General features: G+C 66.2%; 15 protein-coding genes. 8 read left to right on the top strand and 7 right to left on the bottom strand.

Annotated features, from left to right (window positions below; genetic code table 11):
• Window positions 1-138: 138 nt before the first annotated feature.
• Together AAFF19_RS00965 and AAFF19_RS00960 are read right to left on the bottom strand one after the other, a co-directional pair.
• The gene (locus AAFF19_RS00965) at window positions 139-1,080 is read right to left on the bottom strand and encodes an OmpA family protein (protein ID WP_182119978.1); all 942 of its coding nucleotides are present in this window, start codon (window positions 1,078-1,080) and stop codon (window positions 139-141) included.
• A 96-nt stretch (window positions 1,081-1,176) separates the two neighbouring features.
• Window positions 1,177-1,554, bottom strand: a complete 378-nt coding sequence (locus AAFF19_RS00960) for a DUF4398 domain-containing protein (RefSeq protein WP_008902957.1) — start codon at window positions 1,552-1,554, stop codon at window positions 1,177-1,179.
• Between the two features lie 373 nt (window positions 1,555-1,927).
• Between AAFF19_RS00960 and AAFF19_RS00955 the strand changes: the two genes are divergently transcribed.
• Window positions 1,928-3,076, top strand: coding sequence for a mechanosensitive ion channel family protein (locus tag AAFF19_RS00955; protein ID WP_182119979.1), 1,149 nt, complete (start codon window positions 1,928-1,930; stop codon window positions 3,074-3,076).
• Window positions 3,077-3,268: 192 nt separating this feature from the next.
• On the opposite strand, the gene gap is transcribed toward AAFF19_RS00955, so the two are convergent.
• From gap to tkt, 3 genes are all read right to left on the bottom strand, one after another.
• Entirely contained in the window at window positions 3,269-4,267 is a 999-nt protein-coding gene (gene gap / locus AAFF19_RS00950; RefSeq protein ID WP_008902959.1) for a type I glyceraldehyde-3-phosphate dehydrogenase, read from the bottom strand.
• Window positions 4,268-4,630: 363 nt separating this feature from the next.
• Window positions 4,631-5,503 carry a hypothetical protein gene (locus AAFF19_RS00945; RefSeq protein WP_008902961.1) on the bottom strand — a complete coding sequence of 291 codons (873 nt, stop codon included), beginning with the start codon at window positions 5,501-5,503 and terminating at the stop codon, window positions 4,631-4,633.
• Window positions 5,504-5,538: 35 nt separating this feature from the next.
• Window positions 5,539-7,605: a transketolase gene (gene tkt, locus AAFF19_RS00940; protein ID WP_182119981.1), complete on the bottom strand. Its 2,067-nt coding sequence runs from the start codon at window positions 7,603-7,605 to the stop codon at window positions 5,539-5,541.
• Window positions 7,606-7,725: 120 nt separating this feature from the next.
• On the opposite strand from tkt, the gene AAFF19_RS00935 reads away from it, so the two are divergent.
• The gene (locus AAFF19_RS00935; RefSeq protein WP_182119982.1) at window positions 7,726-8,115 is read left to right on the top strand and encodes an S-adenosylmethionine decarboxylase; all 390 of its coding nucleotides are present in this window, start codon (window positions 7,726-7,728) and stop codon (window positions 8,113-8,115) included.
• Window positions 8,112-8,879, top strand: coding sequence for a nucleotidyltransferase family protein (locus AAFF19_RS00930; RefSeq protein WP_182119983.1), 768 nt, complete (start codon window positions 8,112-8,114; stop codon window positions 8,877-8,879). Before AAFF19_RS00935 ends, AAFF19_RS00930 begins: the two co-directional genes overlap by 4 nt.
• 19 nt (window positions 8,880-8,898) lie before the next feature.
• On the opposite strand, the gene AAFF19_RS00925 is transcribed toward AAFF19_RS00930, so the two are convergent.
• Window positions 8,899-9,660 (bottom strand): hypothetical protein, encoded by a 762-nt coding sequence (locus tag AAFF19_RS00925; protein WP_182119984.1) that lies wholly within the window; start codon window positions 9,658-9,660, stop codon window positions 8,899-8,901.
• Between the two features lie 206 nt (window positions 9,661-9,866).
• Between AAFF19_RS00925 and AAFF19_RS00920 the strand changes: the two genes are divergently transcribed.
• From AAFF19_RS00920 to pyk, 3 genes are all read left to right on the top strand, one after another.
• On the top strand, window positions 9,867-11,255 hold the full coding sequence (locus AAFF19_RS00920; protein ID WP_182119985.1) for an aminopeptidase P N-terminal domain-containing protein: 1,389 nt from the start codon (window positions 9,867-9,869) through the stop codon (window positions 11,253-11,255).
• Window positions 11,252-11,992 carry a CPBP family intramembrane glutamic endopeptidase gene (locus AAFF19_RS00915; protein ID WP_182119986.1) on the top strand — a complete coding sequence of 247 codons (741 nt, stop codon included), beginning with the start codon at window positions 11,252-11,254 and terminating at the stop codon, window positions 11,990-11,992. The genes AAFF19_RS00920 and AAFF19_RS00915 overlap by 4 nt, the downstream gene beginning before the upstream one ends.
• A gap of 100 nt (window positions 11,993-12,092) precedes the next feature.
• Entirely contained in the window at window positions 12,093-13,529 is a 1,437-nt protein-coding gene (gene pyk, locus AAFF19_RS00910) for a pyruvate kinase (protein ID WP_008902968.1), read from the top strand.
• Between the two features lie 30 nt (window positions 13,530-13,559).
• Here pyk and AAFF19_RS00905 read toward each other — a convergent pair whose 3' ends face one another.
• Complete coding sequence (locus AAFF19_RS00905) at window positions 13,560-14,294, bottom strand: phosphatase PAP2 family protein (RefSeq protein WP_342721083.1); 735 nt, start codon at window positions 14,292-14,294, stop codon at window positions 13,560-13,562.
• A gap of 94 nt (window positions 14,295-14,388) precedes the next feature.
• Here AAFF19_RS00905 and AAFF19_RS00900 point away from each other — a divergent pair, with 94 nt between their 5' ends.
• On the top strand, window positions 14,389-15,093 hold the full coding sequence (locus AAFF19_RS00900) for a response regulator transcription factor (protein ID WP_342721082.1): 705 nt from the start codon (window positions 14,389-14,391) through the stop codon (window positions 15,091-15,093).
• On the top strand, window positions 15,090-16,481 hold the full coding sequence (locus tag AAFF19_RS00895; protein WP_342721081.1) for a histidine kinase dimerization/phospho-acceptor domain-containing protein: 1,392 nt from the start codon (window positions 15,090-15,092) through the stop codon (window positions 16,479-16,481). The genes AAFF19_RS00900 and AAFF19_RS00895 overlap by 4 nt, the downstream gene beginning before the upstream one ends.
• The last annotated feature ends 54 nt before the right edge of the window (window positions 16,482-16,535 follow it).

Genomic DNA, 16,535 nt, shown 5'->3' with positions numbered 1-16,535 from the left:
GCCAGTGGCCGCCGCGCAAGGGCCGCCAAGCCGCACGGGCGGCGCTTCGCTAGCGAGCGATGGCGGCGTCCCCCTGCCCGCAACGCGCAGCGGTGCGAGAGCGGGGGGAAGGCGCGCAGCGCCTCAGGGGGGTGTACTTTATCTGCCGCGCAGGTTTCCCTTGTCATCCGCAATCACGATCTCCACGCGGCGATTCATGGCGCGGCCCTCGGGTGATGCGTTATCGGCAACGGGGTGGGCCTTGCCGTAGCCGCGTGCAGTGATGCGGCTGGAGTCCACACCGCGCTGCACCAGTGCATCACGCACGGCCTGGGCGCGGCGTTCTGACAGTTCCTGGTTGTAGCTGTCACCACCCACGCTGTCGGTGTAACCCTCGATCAGCAGTTTGCGGTCGGGGAACTGCTGGAGGAAGCTGGCCAGCTTGTCCAGGCGCGGGCCAGCCTGGGCCGACAGCTCGGCCTTGTTGAAGGCAAACAGCACATCGCCCAGGGTGACCAGCAGGCCGCGTTCGGTCTGCTGCGCTTCCATGTCGCGCAGCTGGGCCTCGAGGGCGCGCACCCGGTCTTGCGCTGCGCTGGCCTGGGCCATGGCCGCCGCGGCCTGGGCTTGCTGTTGTGCGGCTCGCTGCTCGGCGCTCAGGGCCTGCTGCTGGGCGATCTGGGCATTGCGGGTTTGTGCTTCGGCACGCAGGCGGGCGGCGTCGGCCTCCTCGGTGCGTGCCTGCAGGCGAATGCGGTCTGCTTCACTGCCCGCTTGCTTGATGTTGGCATCCAGCTGGCGTGCACGGGCGGTGTTGGTAGCGATCTCGGCGTGTTGGCGGGCAAGGTACGCCAGGTGGTTGGTTTCAGCGGTGTCACGGTCGTCGGCCCAGACGCGGTCGGCCCTGGCCAGGGCGTCCGTCGCCTGCTTGAGCTCCAGCTGTGCATACTGGTTGACGGCGGGATTTCCGGCGGCACTGCTCACTGCGGTGCGGGCTTCTTCCAGCGCGGGTGATGGTGTGGTGCTGGCGCATGCGGCCAGAAGGCCGACGGCAATCAGGCTGGTGCACAAGGCGGTGGTGCGGCGAAAAATAGGATGCATGGTGTGTGGTTCCTTGAAATGGATGCTGGGCAATCGCAGCGCCTCAGCAGTGGCTGACTGAGGCGAGGCCAGGGCGGGCGCAAGCGCCCCACGCCCTTAGCGGGGCGAGCGGCGGTTGATTTCTTCTTGCAGCGCGCGGATGCCGTCTTGCACCTGCGCGAGGTTGGCAGCGTTGCTGGCAGCGTCAGCGCGGGTCTCGGCGACGCGCGCATCCACTTCGGCCTCAGCAGCCAGACGGCGTGCCGTCACATAGTCTTCCGCCACCATGGCTTTTTCGGCCTGCATCAGCTTTTCACGCGCTTGGCTCATCTCCACCGGTGCAGTGGTGGCTACGGCAGGCGCTGAGGCCACGCGGTTCACGGTGGTCCGGCTGACGGCCATCTGCTCGGTGGGTGCCGGAGTGGAGGAACAGGCGGCCAGTGCGCCCAGTGCGAGGACCGCTGCGGCGGTACGGATCGGTGCGAATGAATGCATGGTGTGATGGACTCCTCTGGAGGTTGTGGGAGATGCCGCCGCGAGGTGTCGGGCGGGCAGCCAGGGGTGTTCTGGTGTTGATGCATTGTTGGTGCGTGCGCACCCCACAGGCGTAGGCCCTGCCTCTGTATGGCTGTGGGGCATGTCTTACGAACCGTTGCGTGTGTTGCCCGAGCCTCTGTGTGACGGCCAAGGTCTGCCCCTCCTTCGGGAACTCTGACTTGCCGGGTGTCTCGATCAGAGGGCGACACCGTCCGGGTGCTTCGCTCAAGGCGCTGAGTCACCACCCATCCACACATCGCGAAGGTCGGACCTTTCTGGCCCCGCGCCCCGCCATTTCCGCTACAGCACAACGAAGAGGAGAGCACCCCGCATGCAGCCATCCACCTTTCTCACCTGGGTTCAGGAGACCACCTTCGCCGGAATACCGTTGTGGAGCCTTCTCGTGGCCGTAGCGGCCGCCACCGCCACCTATGTGGCCATACTGGTGGCCCTGTACCTGATCACACGCCGTGCCAAGGCATGGGCCACGCAGTCGCAAAGCGGCATGGCCATGACGGTGGTGGATGTGCTGAAGGGCACGAGCCGCACGCTGATGCTGGTGGTGGCGCTGCTTGTGGGCGCCAGCCTGCTGGACCTGCCCGGTCGGTGGGAGAGCCGCCTGAGTCAGTTGTGGTTTGTGGCAGTGGCATTGCAGATGGGGCTGTGGGGAATGCGCGCGATCGGCATCGGCGTGCGCCGCTACGTGCAACGGCACTCTTCCACCGGCATGACCCAGGTGAGCGCATCGGCCACGCTGATGTCCTGGGGCCTGCGCACGCTGCTGTGGAGCGTGGTGCTGCTGGCTATCTTGTCGAACGTGGGCGTCAACATCACGGCCTTCATCGCCAGCCTGGGGGTGGGCGGCATTGCTGTGGCCCTGGCGGTGCAGAACATTCTGGGCGACCTGTTTGCCTCACTTGCCATCGCAGTGGACAAGCCGTTTGAAGTGGGCGACTTTGTGGTGGTGGGCAGTGTGTCGGGCACGGTGCAGGTGATTGGCCTCAAGACCACCCGCATCCGGAGCCTGCAGGGCGAGCAGATCGTGATGTCGAACACCGACCTGCTCAAGCAGACCATCAGCAACTTCCGCATGCTGGAGCGCCGGCGCATCGTGTTCGGCTTCGGGGTGACCTACGACACCACACCCGAGCAGGCCGAGGCCATCCCGGGTATCGTGCGCAAGCTCATCGAGGCCCACCCCAAACTGCGTTTTGACCGCGCGCATTTCAAGGCGTTTGGTGCCAGCTCGCTCGACTACGAAGTGGTCTATATCGTCGAAGACCCGGCTTTCAGCGTCTACATGGACATGCAGCAGGCATTGAACCTCGGCCTGATGCGCGAGCTCAAGGCCTTGGGGGTGGAGTTTGCGTTCCCTACCCGCACGGTGCACATCGCCAGCGCCCCCGTGCAGGCACCCGCACCCGCGCCCGTGCCAGTGGCCACGGCTTCAGTCGCAGAGCAATCGGTGGGTAGCCGTTGAATCCCGGGTGTTCCGCGTCGCCGCGTGTGGGGCACGTAAAAAAAAAGCAGGTCGCCTTTGCAGGCGACCTGCTTGAACAGGGTAGTTGCTGTCAGCGCTTGTTCAACGCTCATCCGGGTGCGCGACGAAGAGGGTTGCCGTTGCGCACCGCGCTCAAGCATGGGGCCTGCCCCGCGTTCGCGCAAGGTGTGTTTACTTGGAGACCACGCGAACCATTTCCAGGCACTTGTTCGAATAGCCCCATTCGTTGTCGTACCAGCTGACGATCTTCACGAACGTGCCGTCCAGGGCGATGCCGGCGTCGGCGTCAAAGATCGAAGTGCGGGTGTCGCCACGGAAGTCGGTGGCCACCACCTTGTCTTCGGTGTAGCCCAGCACGCCCTTCAGGGCGCCTTCGGACTGGGCCTTCATCTCGGCCTTGATTTCTTCGTAGGTGGCAGCCTTGTCCAGCTCCACCGTCAGGTCCACCACCGACACGTCGGACGTGGGCACGCGGAAGGACATGCCGGTCAGCTTCTTGTTCAGCGCAGGGATCACCACGCCCACGGCCTTGGCAGCGCCGGTGCTCGAAGGAATGATGTTTTCCAGAATGCCGCGGCCGCCGCGCCAGTCCTTGTTGGACGGGCCGTCCACGGTCTTTTGTGTGGCGGTGGCTGCGTGCACGGTGGTCATCAGGCCGCGCTTGATGCCCCACTTGTCATTCAGCACCTTGGCCACGGGGGCCAAGCAGTTGGTGGTGCACGAGGCATTGGACACGATGGCCTGGCCAGCATACGTGTCGTGGTTCACGCCGAACACGAACATGGGGGTGTCGTCCTTGGAGGGGGCCGACAGGATGACCTTCTTGGCGCCGGCGTCGATGTGCTTTTGCGCGGTGACCTTGTCGAGGAACAGGCCGGTGGATTCGATCACCACGTCGGCGCCGACTTCGTTCCACTTCAGGTTGGAGGGGTCGCGCTCTTGCGTCAGGCGGATCTTCTTGCCATTGACGATCAGGGTGTTGCCCTCGACCGCCACGGTGCCCTTGAAGCGGCCGTGCACCGAGTCGTACTGCAGCATGTACGCGAGGTACTCAGGCTCCAGCAGGTCGTTGATGCCCACGACTTCGATGTCGCTGAAGTTCTGGATGGCCGAGCGCAGCACGTTGCGGCCGATGCGGCCGAAGCCGTTGATACCAATCTTGATGGTCATACTTTTCTCCAGGGTAGTGAAATGAATAGGGTCTGGCGCAATTTGAGTAGGCGCGCTGGTGTCACGCCTTGAGCCACTGGATGAGTCGTCTCACACCATTGGCTGGTTTAGGTGAAGTGCTTTCGCACAAAACGGCTTCAGTCCGGGTCTGTTCACGCAACTGGACAATTGCTTCATCCGCTGTCAGATGCCTGAGTGCGTGTGCGGAAGCCAAATGCTCCGAGCAAAAGTACGCGAGTCCCTGCGGATGCGACAACATGGCAGCGTCCGCCGGTTGGTAGTCTGCAAACGAAAGCCACTCGCCCCTGCGCGCCCCGGTCTCTTGGGTTGCGTGTATGCCGCACACGCTGCACTGGGCCGGGTTCATCTGGCGCGCTCCTCGGCAATCAGTCCCAGCACAGGGATGAACAGCCGGGGTGTTTCATGCAGCACGGATTTCACAAGCAAGTTGTGGATGAGCGCCGCTTCATAGGGGACCAGTGCAGAAGCTCCATACATGGGCGCAATTTCGGCAATGCTTTTGTAGGTTCCTTGAATGGCACCACTGAATTTTCCGCCGACGGTGCGGTCCATATAGCGCACTTGGCCCAATGCGTTGCGGAACGCGTAAATCGCGTGTCCGCCAATCACCTTGCCGGCCTGCTCCACCCGAACTGCCAGCATGAGTACACTGCCGTCACGGGGCAGCAAGCGTTCGATGTCTCGGGCAGTGGCAACCTTGGTGACAGCACCAATTCTGGCGCCGAGCCGCTGCAGATATCCGATGCCGGTCGCTAGATTCGGGATCGTCCAAAGCGCGTTCATCGGCATTCCGAGCGCTTTGGCCAGGTCCTCGACCCCCACGAGCAAACGGCCATTGGTTGAGTGATGCAATTGGCGCAAAGCCTTTGCAGATGCCACCCAGAAACAATTGGGACCACCGGTGTCGGCAACGAATCGCGCGGCTGTGATTCCCTTCGTGGTCTTCAGGAAACTAACGGCTTTGCCGACGGGAAAGACGGCAGCGAAACGCAGTGCATCAGTTCCCGCTCCACTGAGGGTCCCTTGTCTGAGACCATCGCCCAGACGCAGAAGGTCGACAAAGCCACCGCCAAAGGTCATCAGTGCCTTGGTCGCCGATGCTCCCACCATGGATCCTACGGAGTACTGCGAGTCCTCCACCCAGCGATCCAGAATCTGTTCGCTTTCCCCGCGCTGACGATCAAACCAATCGGCAGCCTCTGTAAGTACCCACATGTGCGTTCCGTTCAGCAGTACTTCGGCGTCCGTCTCTATCGGCGGCGCAACACCGCCAGCACGGTGGCCGCCACGTTCTCTTCGGTGAAGCCGAAGTGCTTGAACAGCACGGGCGCAGGTGCCGATTCGCCGTAGGTGTCGATGCCCACCACGGCGGCGCAGCCGTATTTCCACCAGCCGTCGGTCACGCCCATTTCCACGGCCACGCGGGGCACTCCGGCGGGCAGCACGCTGCTCTTGTACTTGGCGTCTTCGCGGTCGAAGGTGGTGGTGCTGGGCATGGAGACCACGCGCACCGGCACCTTCTTGTCGGCCAGCAGGCGCTGGGCTTTCAGGGCCAGCTGCACTTCGGAGCCGGTGGCGATGATCACGGCCACGGGCTTCTTCTTGATGCCCACATCGGCAGGCTCGCTCAGCACGTAAGCGCCGCGCGAGATGTCGCCCAGGTTGCGCTTGGGCGCCAAAGCGGAAAGGTGCTGCAGGTTCTGGCGCGACAGTGCCAGCACAGTGGGCTTGTTGCGGTTACTCAGGGCCACGCTCCAGGCCACGGCGGTCTCGGCCGTGTCGGCCGGGCGCCACACATCCAGATTGGGGATCAGGCGCAGGCTGGCCACGTGCTCGATGGACTGGTGCGTGGGGCCGTCTTCGCCCAGGCCGATGGAGTCGTGCGTGAACACGTGGATCACGCGCTGCTTCATCAGCGCAGCCATGCGGATGGCGTTGCGGCTGTAGTCGCTGAAGGTCAGGAAGGTGCCGCCGTAGGGGATGAAGCCGCCGTGCAGTGCCACGCCGTTCATGATGGCCGCCATGCCGAATTCGCGCACGCCGTAGTTGATGTGGCGGCCACCCACCTTGTCGCCATTCGCGGCTTCGGTCTTGACCACGGCGCCCTGCATGTCAAAGCGCAGGTTGGGCGTGCTCTTGGTGTTGGTGAGGTTGGATCCCGTCAGGTCGGCGCTGCCGCCCAGCAGTTCGGGCAGGGCGGCAGTGAAGGCTTCGAGCGCCAGCTGGCTGGCCTTGCGGCTGGCCACGGTCTCGCCCTTGGTGTGGGCGGCCACCACGGTGTCCACGGCCACTTGCGCAAAGTTGGCGGGCAGGTCGCCGTTCATGCGGCGCGTCAGCTCGGCGGCCAGCTCGGGGAAGGCCTTGCTGTAAGCAGCAAAGCGGTCGTTCCAGGCGGCTTCGGCCTTCTGGCCGTTGGACTTGGCGTCCCAGCTGGCGTACACGTCTTCAGGGATCACGAAGGGTTCGCTGCTCCAGCCCAGGGCTTCACGCGTCAGCGCGATCTCTTCAGCGCCCAGGGGCTCGCCATGGGCTTTGGCGGTGTTCACGCGGTTGGGGCTGCCCTTGCCGATGTGCGTCTTGCAGATGATGAGCGATGGGCGCTCGGACTGCTTCTTGGCTTCGGCGACGGCGTCGGCCACCTTGTCGGCGTCATGGCCGTCGATGGGGCCAATGACGTTCCAGCCGGCCGAGACAAAGCGCAGCGCGGTGTTGTCGGCAAACCAGGGCAGGACCTGGCCGTCGATGGAAATGCCGTTGTCGTCGTACAGCGCGACGAGCTTGTTGAGCTTCCACGCGCCTGCGAGCGAAATCGCCTCCTGGCTGATGCCTTCCATCAGGCAGCCGTCGCCCAGGAACACAAAGGTGTTGTGGTCCACCACGGCATGTCCTTCGCGATTGAACTCGGCGGCGAGCAGCTTTTCCGCCAGCGCAAAGCCCACGGCGTTGGTGATGCCCTGGCCCAGCGGGCCGGTGGTGGTTTCCACGCCCGGGGTCACGCCCACTTCGGGATGGCCGGCAGTCTTGCTGTGCAGCTGGCGGAAGTTCTTGAGCTCGCCAATGGGCAGGTTGTAGCCCGACAGGTGCAGCAGCGCGTACAGCAGCATCGAGCCGTGGCCGTTACTCAGCACGAACCGGTCGCGGTCAAACCACTGCGGGTTGGTCGGGTTGTGCTTGAGGTGGCGAGCCCACAGGCCCACGGCCATGTCGGCCATGCCCATGGGGGCGCCGGGGTGGCCGGAATTGGCTTGTTGAACGGCGTCCATGGCCAATGCGCGGATCGCATTTGCCATCTGTTGGGATTGCTGGGTATTGGCCATGGGGATGGGTTCAGGTGGGGGGTTCAGGGGAAACCCGGCATTTTACCGGGGCGGCTCCCGAGTCCCCGATTTGGCCACCGCGTGGCGGGCGCGCAGCAGCGATGCACTACAGTGCGGGCGATGCAAGGACTGCACCTGACCGCTGACCTCCATGGCTGCCGCTGCGCCCCCGCGTGGCTGCTGGACGCCGCCGCCCTGGGGCGCGCGTGCAAGGATGCCGTGGTGCAGGCCGGGCTGCAGGCTGTGGGGGAGCTGGTGCATGGTTTCCCGCCGTCCGCCCATGGCCCGGGCGGCGTGACAGCGGCTGTCTTGCTGGCCGAGTCGCACCTGTGTGTGCACACCTGGCCCGAGCAGCGCGCCGTGACGCTGGATGTCTATGTCTGCAACTTCGGCGCCGACCATTCGGACAAGGCGCACATGTTGATGGACGCGCTGCTCGCCCTGTTCGAGCCCACCACGGTGGAGCGCCATGCGCTGCAGCGCGGTGAAGTCAAGGCGGTGGCCGCATGAACGCCAGCACGCCGATGCACCCCCCGGTTCCCGCCCTGCTGCTGGCGGCTGGCCGGGGCGAACGCATGCGCCCGCTGACCGACCACACGCCCAAGCCGCTGTTGCCAGTGCACGGCAAGCCCCTGCTGCAATGGCACCTGCAGGCGCTGTGCCAAGCCGGCGTGGAGCAGGTGGTGATCAACACCGCCTGGCTGGGTGAGCAGATCAGCAACCGCTTTTCAAGTGTTTTTGGGCTCCATGGCTTACTGGATAAGCGCAAGCAGCTATCAATTTCATATTCTCACGAAGGGGTGGACTTTGGCGGCGCCCTGGAGACCGCCGGTGGCATTGCGCGGGCGCTGCCCCGTCTCGGCCCGGTGTTCTGGCTGGCGGCGGGTGATGTGTTTGCCCCCGACTTTGTCTTTGACAGCGCGGCGGTGCAGGCCTTTGCTGCCAGCGGCCAGCTGGCCCATCTGTGGCTGGTGCCCAACCCGGCACACAACCCGCGGGGTGACTTTGGCCTGTCGGCCCAGGGCCTGGCCTTGAACCTGCCTGCCGACGACCCCGCGCCGCGCTACACCTACAGCACCATCGCCCTTCTGCGCGCCGAGCTGTTCGCGCCGCCCTGGTGCGACATCGCCAGCGGCAACCCCGGTGGCGTCAAGGCGGCGCTGGCCCCCTTGCTGCGCCGGGCGATGGATGCGGGACGCGTGTCGGCATCGCTGTACACCGGCCGGTGGACGGACGTGGGAACACCCGAGCGTCTGGCGGACCTGAACCGGTAAGCCCGGTCGGTGCACTGCCCTATTGCGCAGCGGCAGGTGCCGTGGTGGCGTGTGCGGGCTCCAGGGTGATGGGCGGCCCGTTCTCACAAGTGCGGAACAGCCACTGGCTGGGCAGAAATCGGGCATCCGGCCCGTCGGGGGCGGGCTTGCCCAGCTCGGCCTGCACGTCGTAGGGCACATGGGGCACCTGGAACAGCGCAATCTGGCCTTTTTTGCAGGCTAGGCCCGAGATGACGGTGTTCGGCACCCAGCTCTGGCTGGCGTTGTCATAGCGGTGCACCGGGCCCAGGTGCTGGTCCTGCGCCAGCTCCACCCGCGCAGGCAGGATCTGCAGCGCACTGGCCCACACCCCTGCCATCTCTACCGGTTGCGCAAAGCGCACGGCCTGCAGCCCGTGCAGTGCCAGCGGTCGGCCGGGCTCGCCCTTGTCGAACGGGTCGCTCCGGTTGATGAGGCTGCCGGCGGGGATGAGGATCTCGCCATACTGATAATCCTGCGGCAGCACAAACCGCTCGCGGCTGGCGCGGACCCCGGCGCTGTCCTGCCATGCCTGCTGCGCACTGTGCGCCAGATAGAGCCGCACCCCCGTCCATGCATTGCACAGCAACGCCACGCCGATGAGAACCTGGACGGCACGGGGGGCGAGCAGCCACTTGTGCGGCAGGTCGATCCAGCGCACGTACACCGCATAAATCACCAGGCCGCTGGTCAGCAGCAGCCCCAACATGGGCAAAAACGTGGCCAGAAAAAAGTGCAGCAGGGTTGGAAGCAGGACGGGCATGGGTTTTGGGGCGGGGCGGGTTTTTCCACCATGGGGCAGGTCGGTGCCAAGGCTGGCCAGAGTCTGCCACGGGTTGTACCGCTGCCTTTGCGCAGCGGTCCGGGGCGCTACCGGGCGGTGTGGCGCTGCCCGGCAACGCCGCACACCACGAGGGAGATTGGCCCCCAGCCCGGCCCATGCGTCGCGGATGGACCCAAAATGTGTGGATGAGCCCACAGACCTCCCCCTACGCACAGCGCCGCTCCCGCCTGGCTTCCCTGCTCGGTGAAGGCGGCATCGCCATCGTCCCCACTGCGCCCGAGCGCCCGCGCAACCGCGACTCCGACTTCCTGTACCGCCACGACAGCTACTTTTATTACCTCACCGGTTTTACCGAGCCTGGCGCCTGCCTGGTGCTCACGCACGACGGACGCAGCACGCTGTTTTGCCAGCCCAAGGATCTGGAACGTGAAATCTGGGACGGCTATCGCCTGGGCCCGGCCGCTGCGCCCGCCACGTTAGGGGTGGATGCAGCGCATTCGATGGCCGAGATGGATACCTTGCTGCCTCGCCTGCTGGAAAACACCGGCTGCGTCTGGTACCCGTTCGCCACACACACCGGCCTGGCGGCGCGGGTGGAGGGCTGGCTCAACGTGGTGCGCGGGCGGGTGCGCTATGGCGCGATCTGCCCGGCAGAACAGAACGACGTTTGCACGCTGCTCGACGAGATGCGCCTGGTGAAGGACGCCCATGAGCAGGACATCATGCGCCGCGCCAGCGCCATCAGCGCGCAGGCCCACATCCGCGCCATGCAGCGCTCGGCCCGCATGCTGCGCGCAGGCGAGGATGTGCGCGAGTACCACCTCGATGCCGAGCTGCTGCACGCCTTCCGCGAGGCCGGCTCCCAGTACCCGGCCTACAGCTCCATCGTGGCGGCGGGCGCCAACGCCTGCGTGCTGCACTACCGCGCCGACGCCGCGCCAGTGCGCGACGGCGAGCTGGTGTTGATCGACGCGGGCTGCGAACTCGATGGCTATGCCAGCGACATCACCCGCACCTTTCCCGCGAACGGAAAATTCACCGGGCCCCAGCGCGCGCTGTACGACCTCGTGCTGGCCAGCCAGGACGCCGCCGTGGCGGCCACCCGGGCAGGGGCACGCTTCACGGACCCGCACGACGCCACCGTGGCCGTGCTGGCCCAGGGCATGCTGGACCTGGGCTTGCTCGACAAGAACAAGGTGGGCACGGCGCAGGACGTGATCGACAAGCGGGCCTACTTTCAGTTCTACATGCACCGCACCGGCCACTGGCTGGGCATGGACGTGCACGATTGCGGCAGCTATGTGGAGCCCGGCGAAGTGGGCCAGGTGAGCGAACGCAAGGACCCGTTGTCGGGGGAGACGATCACCAACCGCCCCAGCCGCATCCTGCGCCCCGGCATGGTGCTGACCATCGAGCCCGGCATCTACGTGCGCCCTGCCGACGGGGTGCCCGAGCAGTTCCACAACATCGGGATCCGCATTGAGGACGATGCCATCGTGACCGAGTCGGGCTGCGAGCTGATCACGCGCGGTGTGCCGGTGAAGGCTGACGAGATCGAGGCGCTGATGCGATGAGCCAGCACAGGTGGCGCCTGGGCGCCCTGCTGTGGCTGCTGGGCATGCCGGGTGTGGTGGCGGTGGTGTGGGCGCTTGTGCCGCCGCTGGCGGCCAACCAGGCCTTGCTGCCGCTGCCCCTGTGGGCGATGGTGCTGCTCAGCGGGCTGCAGACCGCCGTGCTGCTGGCCTTGTGCGTCGCGGCGGGCGTGTGGCTGGCACCCAAGGTAGGCCTGCGGGCCCCCGCTGCAGCGTACTGCGCCGCCGGTGAGTCCATCGGCCCTGCGCTGCGCGCCCAGGCGGTGCCTGGCGCGCTGGGCGGTGTTGCTGGCGCTGTGTGGCTGTGGACCTTGGCGCTGGTGGCGCCTGCGGCTTTGCAGCCTTCGGACCCCGGGAGCGTGATGCCTCTGCTGGTCAAGCTGCTGTACGGGGGTATCACCGAAGAACTGCTGGTTCGCTGGGGCGTGATGACGCTTGTGCTGTGGGTAGGCTGGCGGTTGCTGCAGCGCGGACAGGGCCGTCCGGGCAATGCGCTGGTGGTAGCGGCGGTGCTGCTCAGTGCTGTACTGTTTGCGCTGGGACATTTGCCGGCCGCACAGGCCATGGCCGGGGAACTGACCCCGCCGGTGGTGGCATTCGTGCTGGCGGGCAACAGCGCATTCGGCCTGGTGGCGGGCTGGCTCTATGCGCGCCACGGCCTGGAGGCCGCCATCATCGCGCACTTGCTGGCCCATCTGCTGTCACACCCCCTGCTCTGAACGACGGTCGGAGCTGCGCTGACTCCCCGGGTAACCCGGTGGTAACCGCTTCGTGTGAAAATTGAAACTCGATTACATCCCCAGAAGAAAGAGACAGACCATGCCAACCCGCCGCGCCACCAAGATTGTTGCCACCCTGGGCCCCGCCTCCAGCGACCCAGCACTGCTGGAGGCGATGATCCGTGCGGGGGTGAATGTGGTGCGCCTGAACTTCAGCCACGGCAAGGCGCAGGACCACATTGACCGCGCTGCCACGGTGCGCGCAGCCGCCCAGCGCGCGGGCCGCGAGGTGGCCATCATGGCCGACCTGCAGGGCCCCAAGATCCGCGTGGGCAAGTTTGCCGAGGGGAAGGTTCTGCTGGAGTCGGGCGCCCAGTTTGTGCTGGATGCATCACGCACCGAGCTGGGCGACATCCATGGCGTGGGGCTCGATTACAAGGAGCTGCCGCGTGACGTGAAGGCAGGCGACCTGCTGCTGCTCAACGACGGCCTCATCGTGCTCACCGTGGATGCCGTGCGCGGCGAAGAGGTGCACACCACCGTCAAGGTGGGTGGCGAGCTGTCGAACAACAAGGGCATCAACAAGAAGGGTGGCGGCCTTACGGCACCGGCCCTCACGGCCAAGGACATGGAAGACATCCGCACGGCGATGAGCTTCCAGGCCGACTATGTGGCTGTGAGCTTTCCCAAGAACGCGACCGACATGGAAATGGCGCGCCAGCTGTGCAATGTGGCGGCCTCCGAGTACCGCCACAAGCCCGGCCTGATCGCCAAGATCGAACGCGCCGAAGCCATACCGCACCTCGAAGCCATCTTGCGGGTCTCTGACGGCATCATGGTGGCGCGTGGCGACCTGGCGGTGGAGGTGGGCAACGCGGCCGTGCCCGCGCTGCAAAAGAAGATGATCCGCATGGCGCGCGAGCTGGACAAGGTCGTGATCACCGCCACGCAGATGATGGAGAGCATGATCACCAACCCCGTGCCGACGCGCGCCGAGGTGAGTGACGTGGCCAACGCCGTGCTGGACGGCACCGACGCAGTGATGCTGAGCGCCGAAACGGCTGCAGGTCGCTACCCGCTCGAAACCGTGGAAGAGATGGCCACCATCTGCGCTGCGGCGGAGGCCGCGGAAGACCACCAGCTCGATGCCGACTTCACCGGCCAGACCTTTGGCCGCATCGACCAGTCGATTGCCATGGGGGCGCTGTTCACGGCCCACCATCTGGGCGCCAAAGCCATCGTGGCGATGACCGACAGCGGCGCCACGGCGCTATGGATGAGCCGGCACAGCATCAGCATCCCCATTTATGCGTTGACCCCCAAGGTCGCCACCCAGCGCAAGATGGCCATGTACCGCAACGTGCGTCCCTTGCTCATGGACACCAGCGCAGACCGCGACACCGCGCTGGAACAGGCGGAGCGCCACCTGAAAAACCGCAACATCGTGCAAAAAGGTGACGTCTACGCCATCACCTGCGGTGAACCCATGGGTGCCCCGGGCGGGACCAACATGCTCAAGATCTGCGTGGCGGGCTGAGCTGCAGGGCAGAGCGCCTACCGAACGCCACTACGGGCCAGCGGTGGCCTTGGTGGTGCTGGCGAAATGCGGAAAGCGTGGGCGCAATGCGGTGGCCGCCAGGTCGCAGAGCCAGCCGGTGGTCCAGCACAGCCAGCCTGTCCATAGCGTGTGGCTCATGAAGTGCGCGCCGCGCACCTGCTGGGCCGCACCCAATACAAACCCCGCCAGCAACGCGACCGCCAGCCACCAGCGCGCGGCCGTCGGCGCCTTGTGGCGCAATGCAAAGTAGCCGCCCAGAAAAGCGAATCCGGCCGATGCATGGCCCGCCGGGAAGCAGCGCCCGCTGCCGCCGTCGAGCACGCCCAGCGCCCAGTGCGACACGTGGCGTGCCACGCCGCCAAACTGCGCCAGGTCCCAGGGACAACTGGTGGCGCTGAGGTTTTTGGTGATACTGACCACGGCCAGCGAGAGCAGGGCGCTTACGGCCATCTGCAGGCGTTCACTGGCGTCCAGCTTTCGCAGGAAGCCACGTGGCCACCACACGCTCAAGGCCAGCAGCAGCACCAGCAGCCATCCCACGCGGCGGGCGCCTTCATGCAGCACCTGCACAAAAAACCATTGGTCCCGCATTGGAAACCCGTCAGACGAGCCGAACACCTGGGCCAACGCCAGGTCTTGCCCTGCGGCATCCCACGCCACCACACAGACCAGGGCGCCCAAGGTCCAGAACAGCAACTTGTGCCGATGTGGCGGGGAGGATGGGGTGAGTGGCGAATGCTGCATGGACCGGAAGTTAGACGGCCGCACTTAACACCGCCTTAAAACCACGTGCTGCCCCTGTCCCTGTGCGGTCCGGACGGGCTGCGACAATGCCTGCATGCGAATACTCGTGGTCGAAGACGATGCGGGCATAGCCAGTGGCCTGCGCAGCAACTTGCAACAGCGCGGCTATGCGGTGGATGTCAGTGACGGCGTCGTCAGCGCCTGGAGCGCCCTGCGTGCCGAACGTTTTGACGCCGTGCTGCTGGACCTGGGGCTGGTGGACGGTGACGGCAGCGAACTGCTCAGGCGCCTGCGCCTGAGCCCGCCCGCCACCTGGGCCGCGTCGCCCGCCTTGCCGGACCCCGCTACGCCCGTGCTCATCGTCACGGCACGTGATCAGGTGCACCAGCGCATCGCCGGGCTGGACCAGGGCGCCGACGACTACCTGACCAAACCGTTTGATGTGGATGAGCTCGACGCACGCCTGCGGGCGCTGCTGCGGCGCGCGGCGGGGCGGGCGTCGCCCACCATCCGCCTGGGCGATATCGAGCTGGACCCCGCGACCCGCACGGTACGCCAGCAAGGCAAACCCGTGGAGGTGTCGCCGCGCGAGTTTTCGGTGCTGCTGGTACTGCTGGAGGCGCGTGGCCGGGTGCTGTCGCGCCAGCAGATCGAGGAGCGCCTGTACAGCTGGGATGCCGCGGTGGAGAGCAACGCGGTCGAGGTCCACATCCACCACCTGCGCCGCAAGCTGGGCAGTGCGTGCATCCAGACCATGCGCGGGGTGGGTTACTTCATGCCGCAGGAGAAGCACGTGTGAACGCGCCTGCGGGCCCTCGCCCGGCGCCGGGGCGCCGCCCGTCGCTCACCCGGCAGCTGCTGCTGTGGTCGCTGGGCGCGCTGGCCATTGTCTGGGGCAGCTTCGTTTTCATCGGCTACCAGACCGGTGTGCATGAGGCCGATGAGCTGACCGACGGGCACCTGGCCAGTGTGGCCGCGCTGCTGCTCAACCTGCGGGCGACCGAGGAAATGGAGGGCCCAAAACGCACCGAGCGCAGCCCCATGCCCTGGCTCAAGTCGCACGACTACCAGCAGACCATCAGCGTGGTGCAGTGGGATGCGCAGGGGCGGGTGCTTTCCATCACGGGCTCGGTGTCCGAGCCGCCTTTCAGCGACGCCGAAGGGTTTGCCAACCTGACGCTCGGTCCTGACAAGGTGGTCTGGCGCAGTTTCTCGCAATGGGATGCCGCGCGTACCCGCAAGATCATGGTGATGCTGGAGCTGCGCGAGCGGGACGAGCTGGCGGATGACATTGCGGGGCAGCTCATCGAGCCGGGGCTGTGGCTGCTGCCCGTGGTGGCTCTGGCCCTGGGGTTGGCACTCTGGCGCGGCTTGCGGCCGTTGTATGCGCTGTCGGCCGATGTGGCGGCGCTGGACCCGGCCAGTGCCCAGCGCCTGGCCTCGCGCCACGCCTGGAGCGAGTTCGAGTCGGTGGTGGCGTCGATCAACACCTTGCTGGACCGCCAGCAGGTCGCCATGGTGCGTGAGCGCCGCCTGGCCAATGAAGTGGCCCACGAACTGCGCACGCCGCTGTCCTCCATCACCCTGCAGGCCAGTGCCCTGGCGGGGGAACTGACGGAAGAGGCCCGGGCCCAGGCCCTGGCGCGCATCGGCCAGGATGCCCTGCGCGCAGGCCATGTGCTCAACCAGCTGCTGGCCCTGGCCCGCGCCAGCCGGGCTGAGCTGCACGAAGCCAAGGCGCCCGCGGATCTGAGCGCGCTGGCGCGGTCGGTGTGCGCCGACTATGCCCAGGCGGCATGGAAACGGGGCGACGACCTGGCCCTGTCAGCCCCGCCCGCGCTCACCGTGCCCGGCCATGCGGTGCTGCTGGACATTGCGCTGCGCAATCTGGTGGAAAACGCGCTCAAGCACACGCCCGACGGCACCCAGATCGCGGTCCAGCTAGGCTCCGCCACCGACGGTGGCGCTTGGCTCCAAGTGTGTGACGACGGGGCTCGCCAACAGGCGGGTGGCACGGCCGGCCGCACGGAAGTGGTGCCGGTGGACAGCCTGCATCTGGGGCATGAAATCCTGCGTCGCGTGGCGGATATTCACGGGGGGCACTTTGGTGCAGTCCCTGCGCCTGCGCCCTTTACCACCTGCTACCGGCTGGATTTGCCCGGGCACCCAGCGCCCTACGCCGGTTAAAATTGCCGGTTACCAAGCGGTTACCACCGCATTGCGAGGCGTACGGCGCCTCCC

It is taken from the genome of Acidovorax sp. FHTAMBA (assembly GCF_038958875.1).
GTDB lineage: Bacteria > Pseudomonadota > Gammaproteobacteria > Burkholderiales > Burkholderiaceae_C > Acidovorax.
Note: the sequence above shows the minus strand (reverse complement) of the source record. Positions and strands in the feature narration are given on the sequence as shown.

Bases quoted from the DNA above. Each gene is read 5' to 3' on its own strand.
- AAFF19_RS00900 (WP_342721082.1), top strand. From the start codon at position 14,389: ATGCGAATACTCGTGGTCGAAGACGATGCGGGCATAGCCAGTGGCCTG.
- AAFF19_RS00905 (WP_342721083.1), bottom strand. From the start codon at position 14,294: ATGCAGCATTCGCCACTCACCCCATCCTCCCCGCCACATCGGCACAAG.
- AAFF19_RS00925 (WP_182119984.1), bottom strand. From the start codon at position 9,660: ATGCCCGTCCTGCTTCCAACCCTGCTGCACTTTTTTCTGGCCACGTTT.
- AAFF19_RS00935 (WP_182119982.1), top strand. From the start codon at position 7,726: ATGCAAGGACTGCACCTGACCGCTGACCTCCATGGCTGCCGCTGCGCC.
- AAFF19_RS00955 (WP_182119979.1), top strand. From the start codon at position 1,928: ATGCAGCCATCCACCTTTCTCACCTGGGTTCAGGAGACCACCTTCGCC.
- AAFF19_RS00965 (WP_182119978.1), bottom strand. From the start codon at position 1,080: ATGCATCCTATTTTTCGCCGCACCACCGCCTTGTGCACCAGCCTGATT.
- AAFF19_RS00945 (WP_008902961.1), bottom strand. From the start codon at position 5,503: ATGTGGGTACTTACAGAGGCTGCCGATTGGTTTGATCGTCAGCGCGGG.
- gap (WP_008902959.1), bottom strand. From the start codon at position 4,267: ATGACCATCAAGATTGGTATCAACGGCTTCGGCCGCATCGGCCGCAAC.
- AAFF19_RS00960 (WP_008902957.1), bottom strand. From the start codon at position 1,554: ATGCATTCATTCGCACCGATCCGTACCGCCGCAGCGGTCCTCGCACTG.
- AAFF19_RS00930 (WP_182119983.1), top strand. From the start codon at position 8,112: ATGAACGCCAGCACGCCGATGCACCCCCCGGTTCCCGCCCTGCTGCTG.
- pyk (WP_008902968.1), top strand. From the start codon at position 12,093: ATGCCAACCCGCCGCGCCACCAAGATTGTTGCCACCCTGGGCCCCGCC.
- AAFF19_RS00915 (WP_182119986.1), top strand. From the start codon at position 11,252: ATGAGCCAGCACAGGTGGCGCCTGGGCGCCCTGCTGTGGCTGCTGGGC.
- AAFF19_RS00920 (WP_182119985.1), top strand. From the start codon at position 9,867: ATGAGCCCACAGACCTCCCCCTACGCACAGCGCCGCTCCCGCCTGGCT.
- tkt (WP_182119981.1), bottom strand. From the start codon at position 7,605: ATGGCCAATACCCAGCAATCCCAACAGATGGCAAATGCGATCCGCGCA.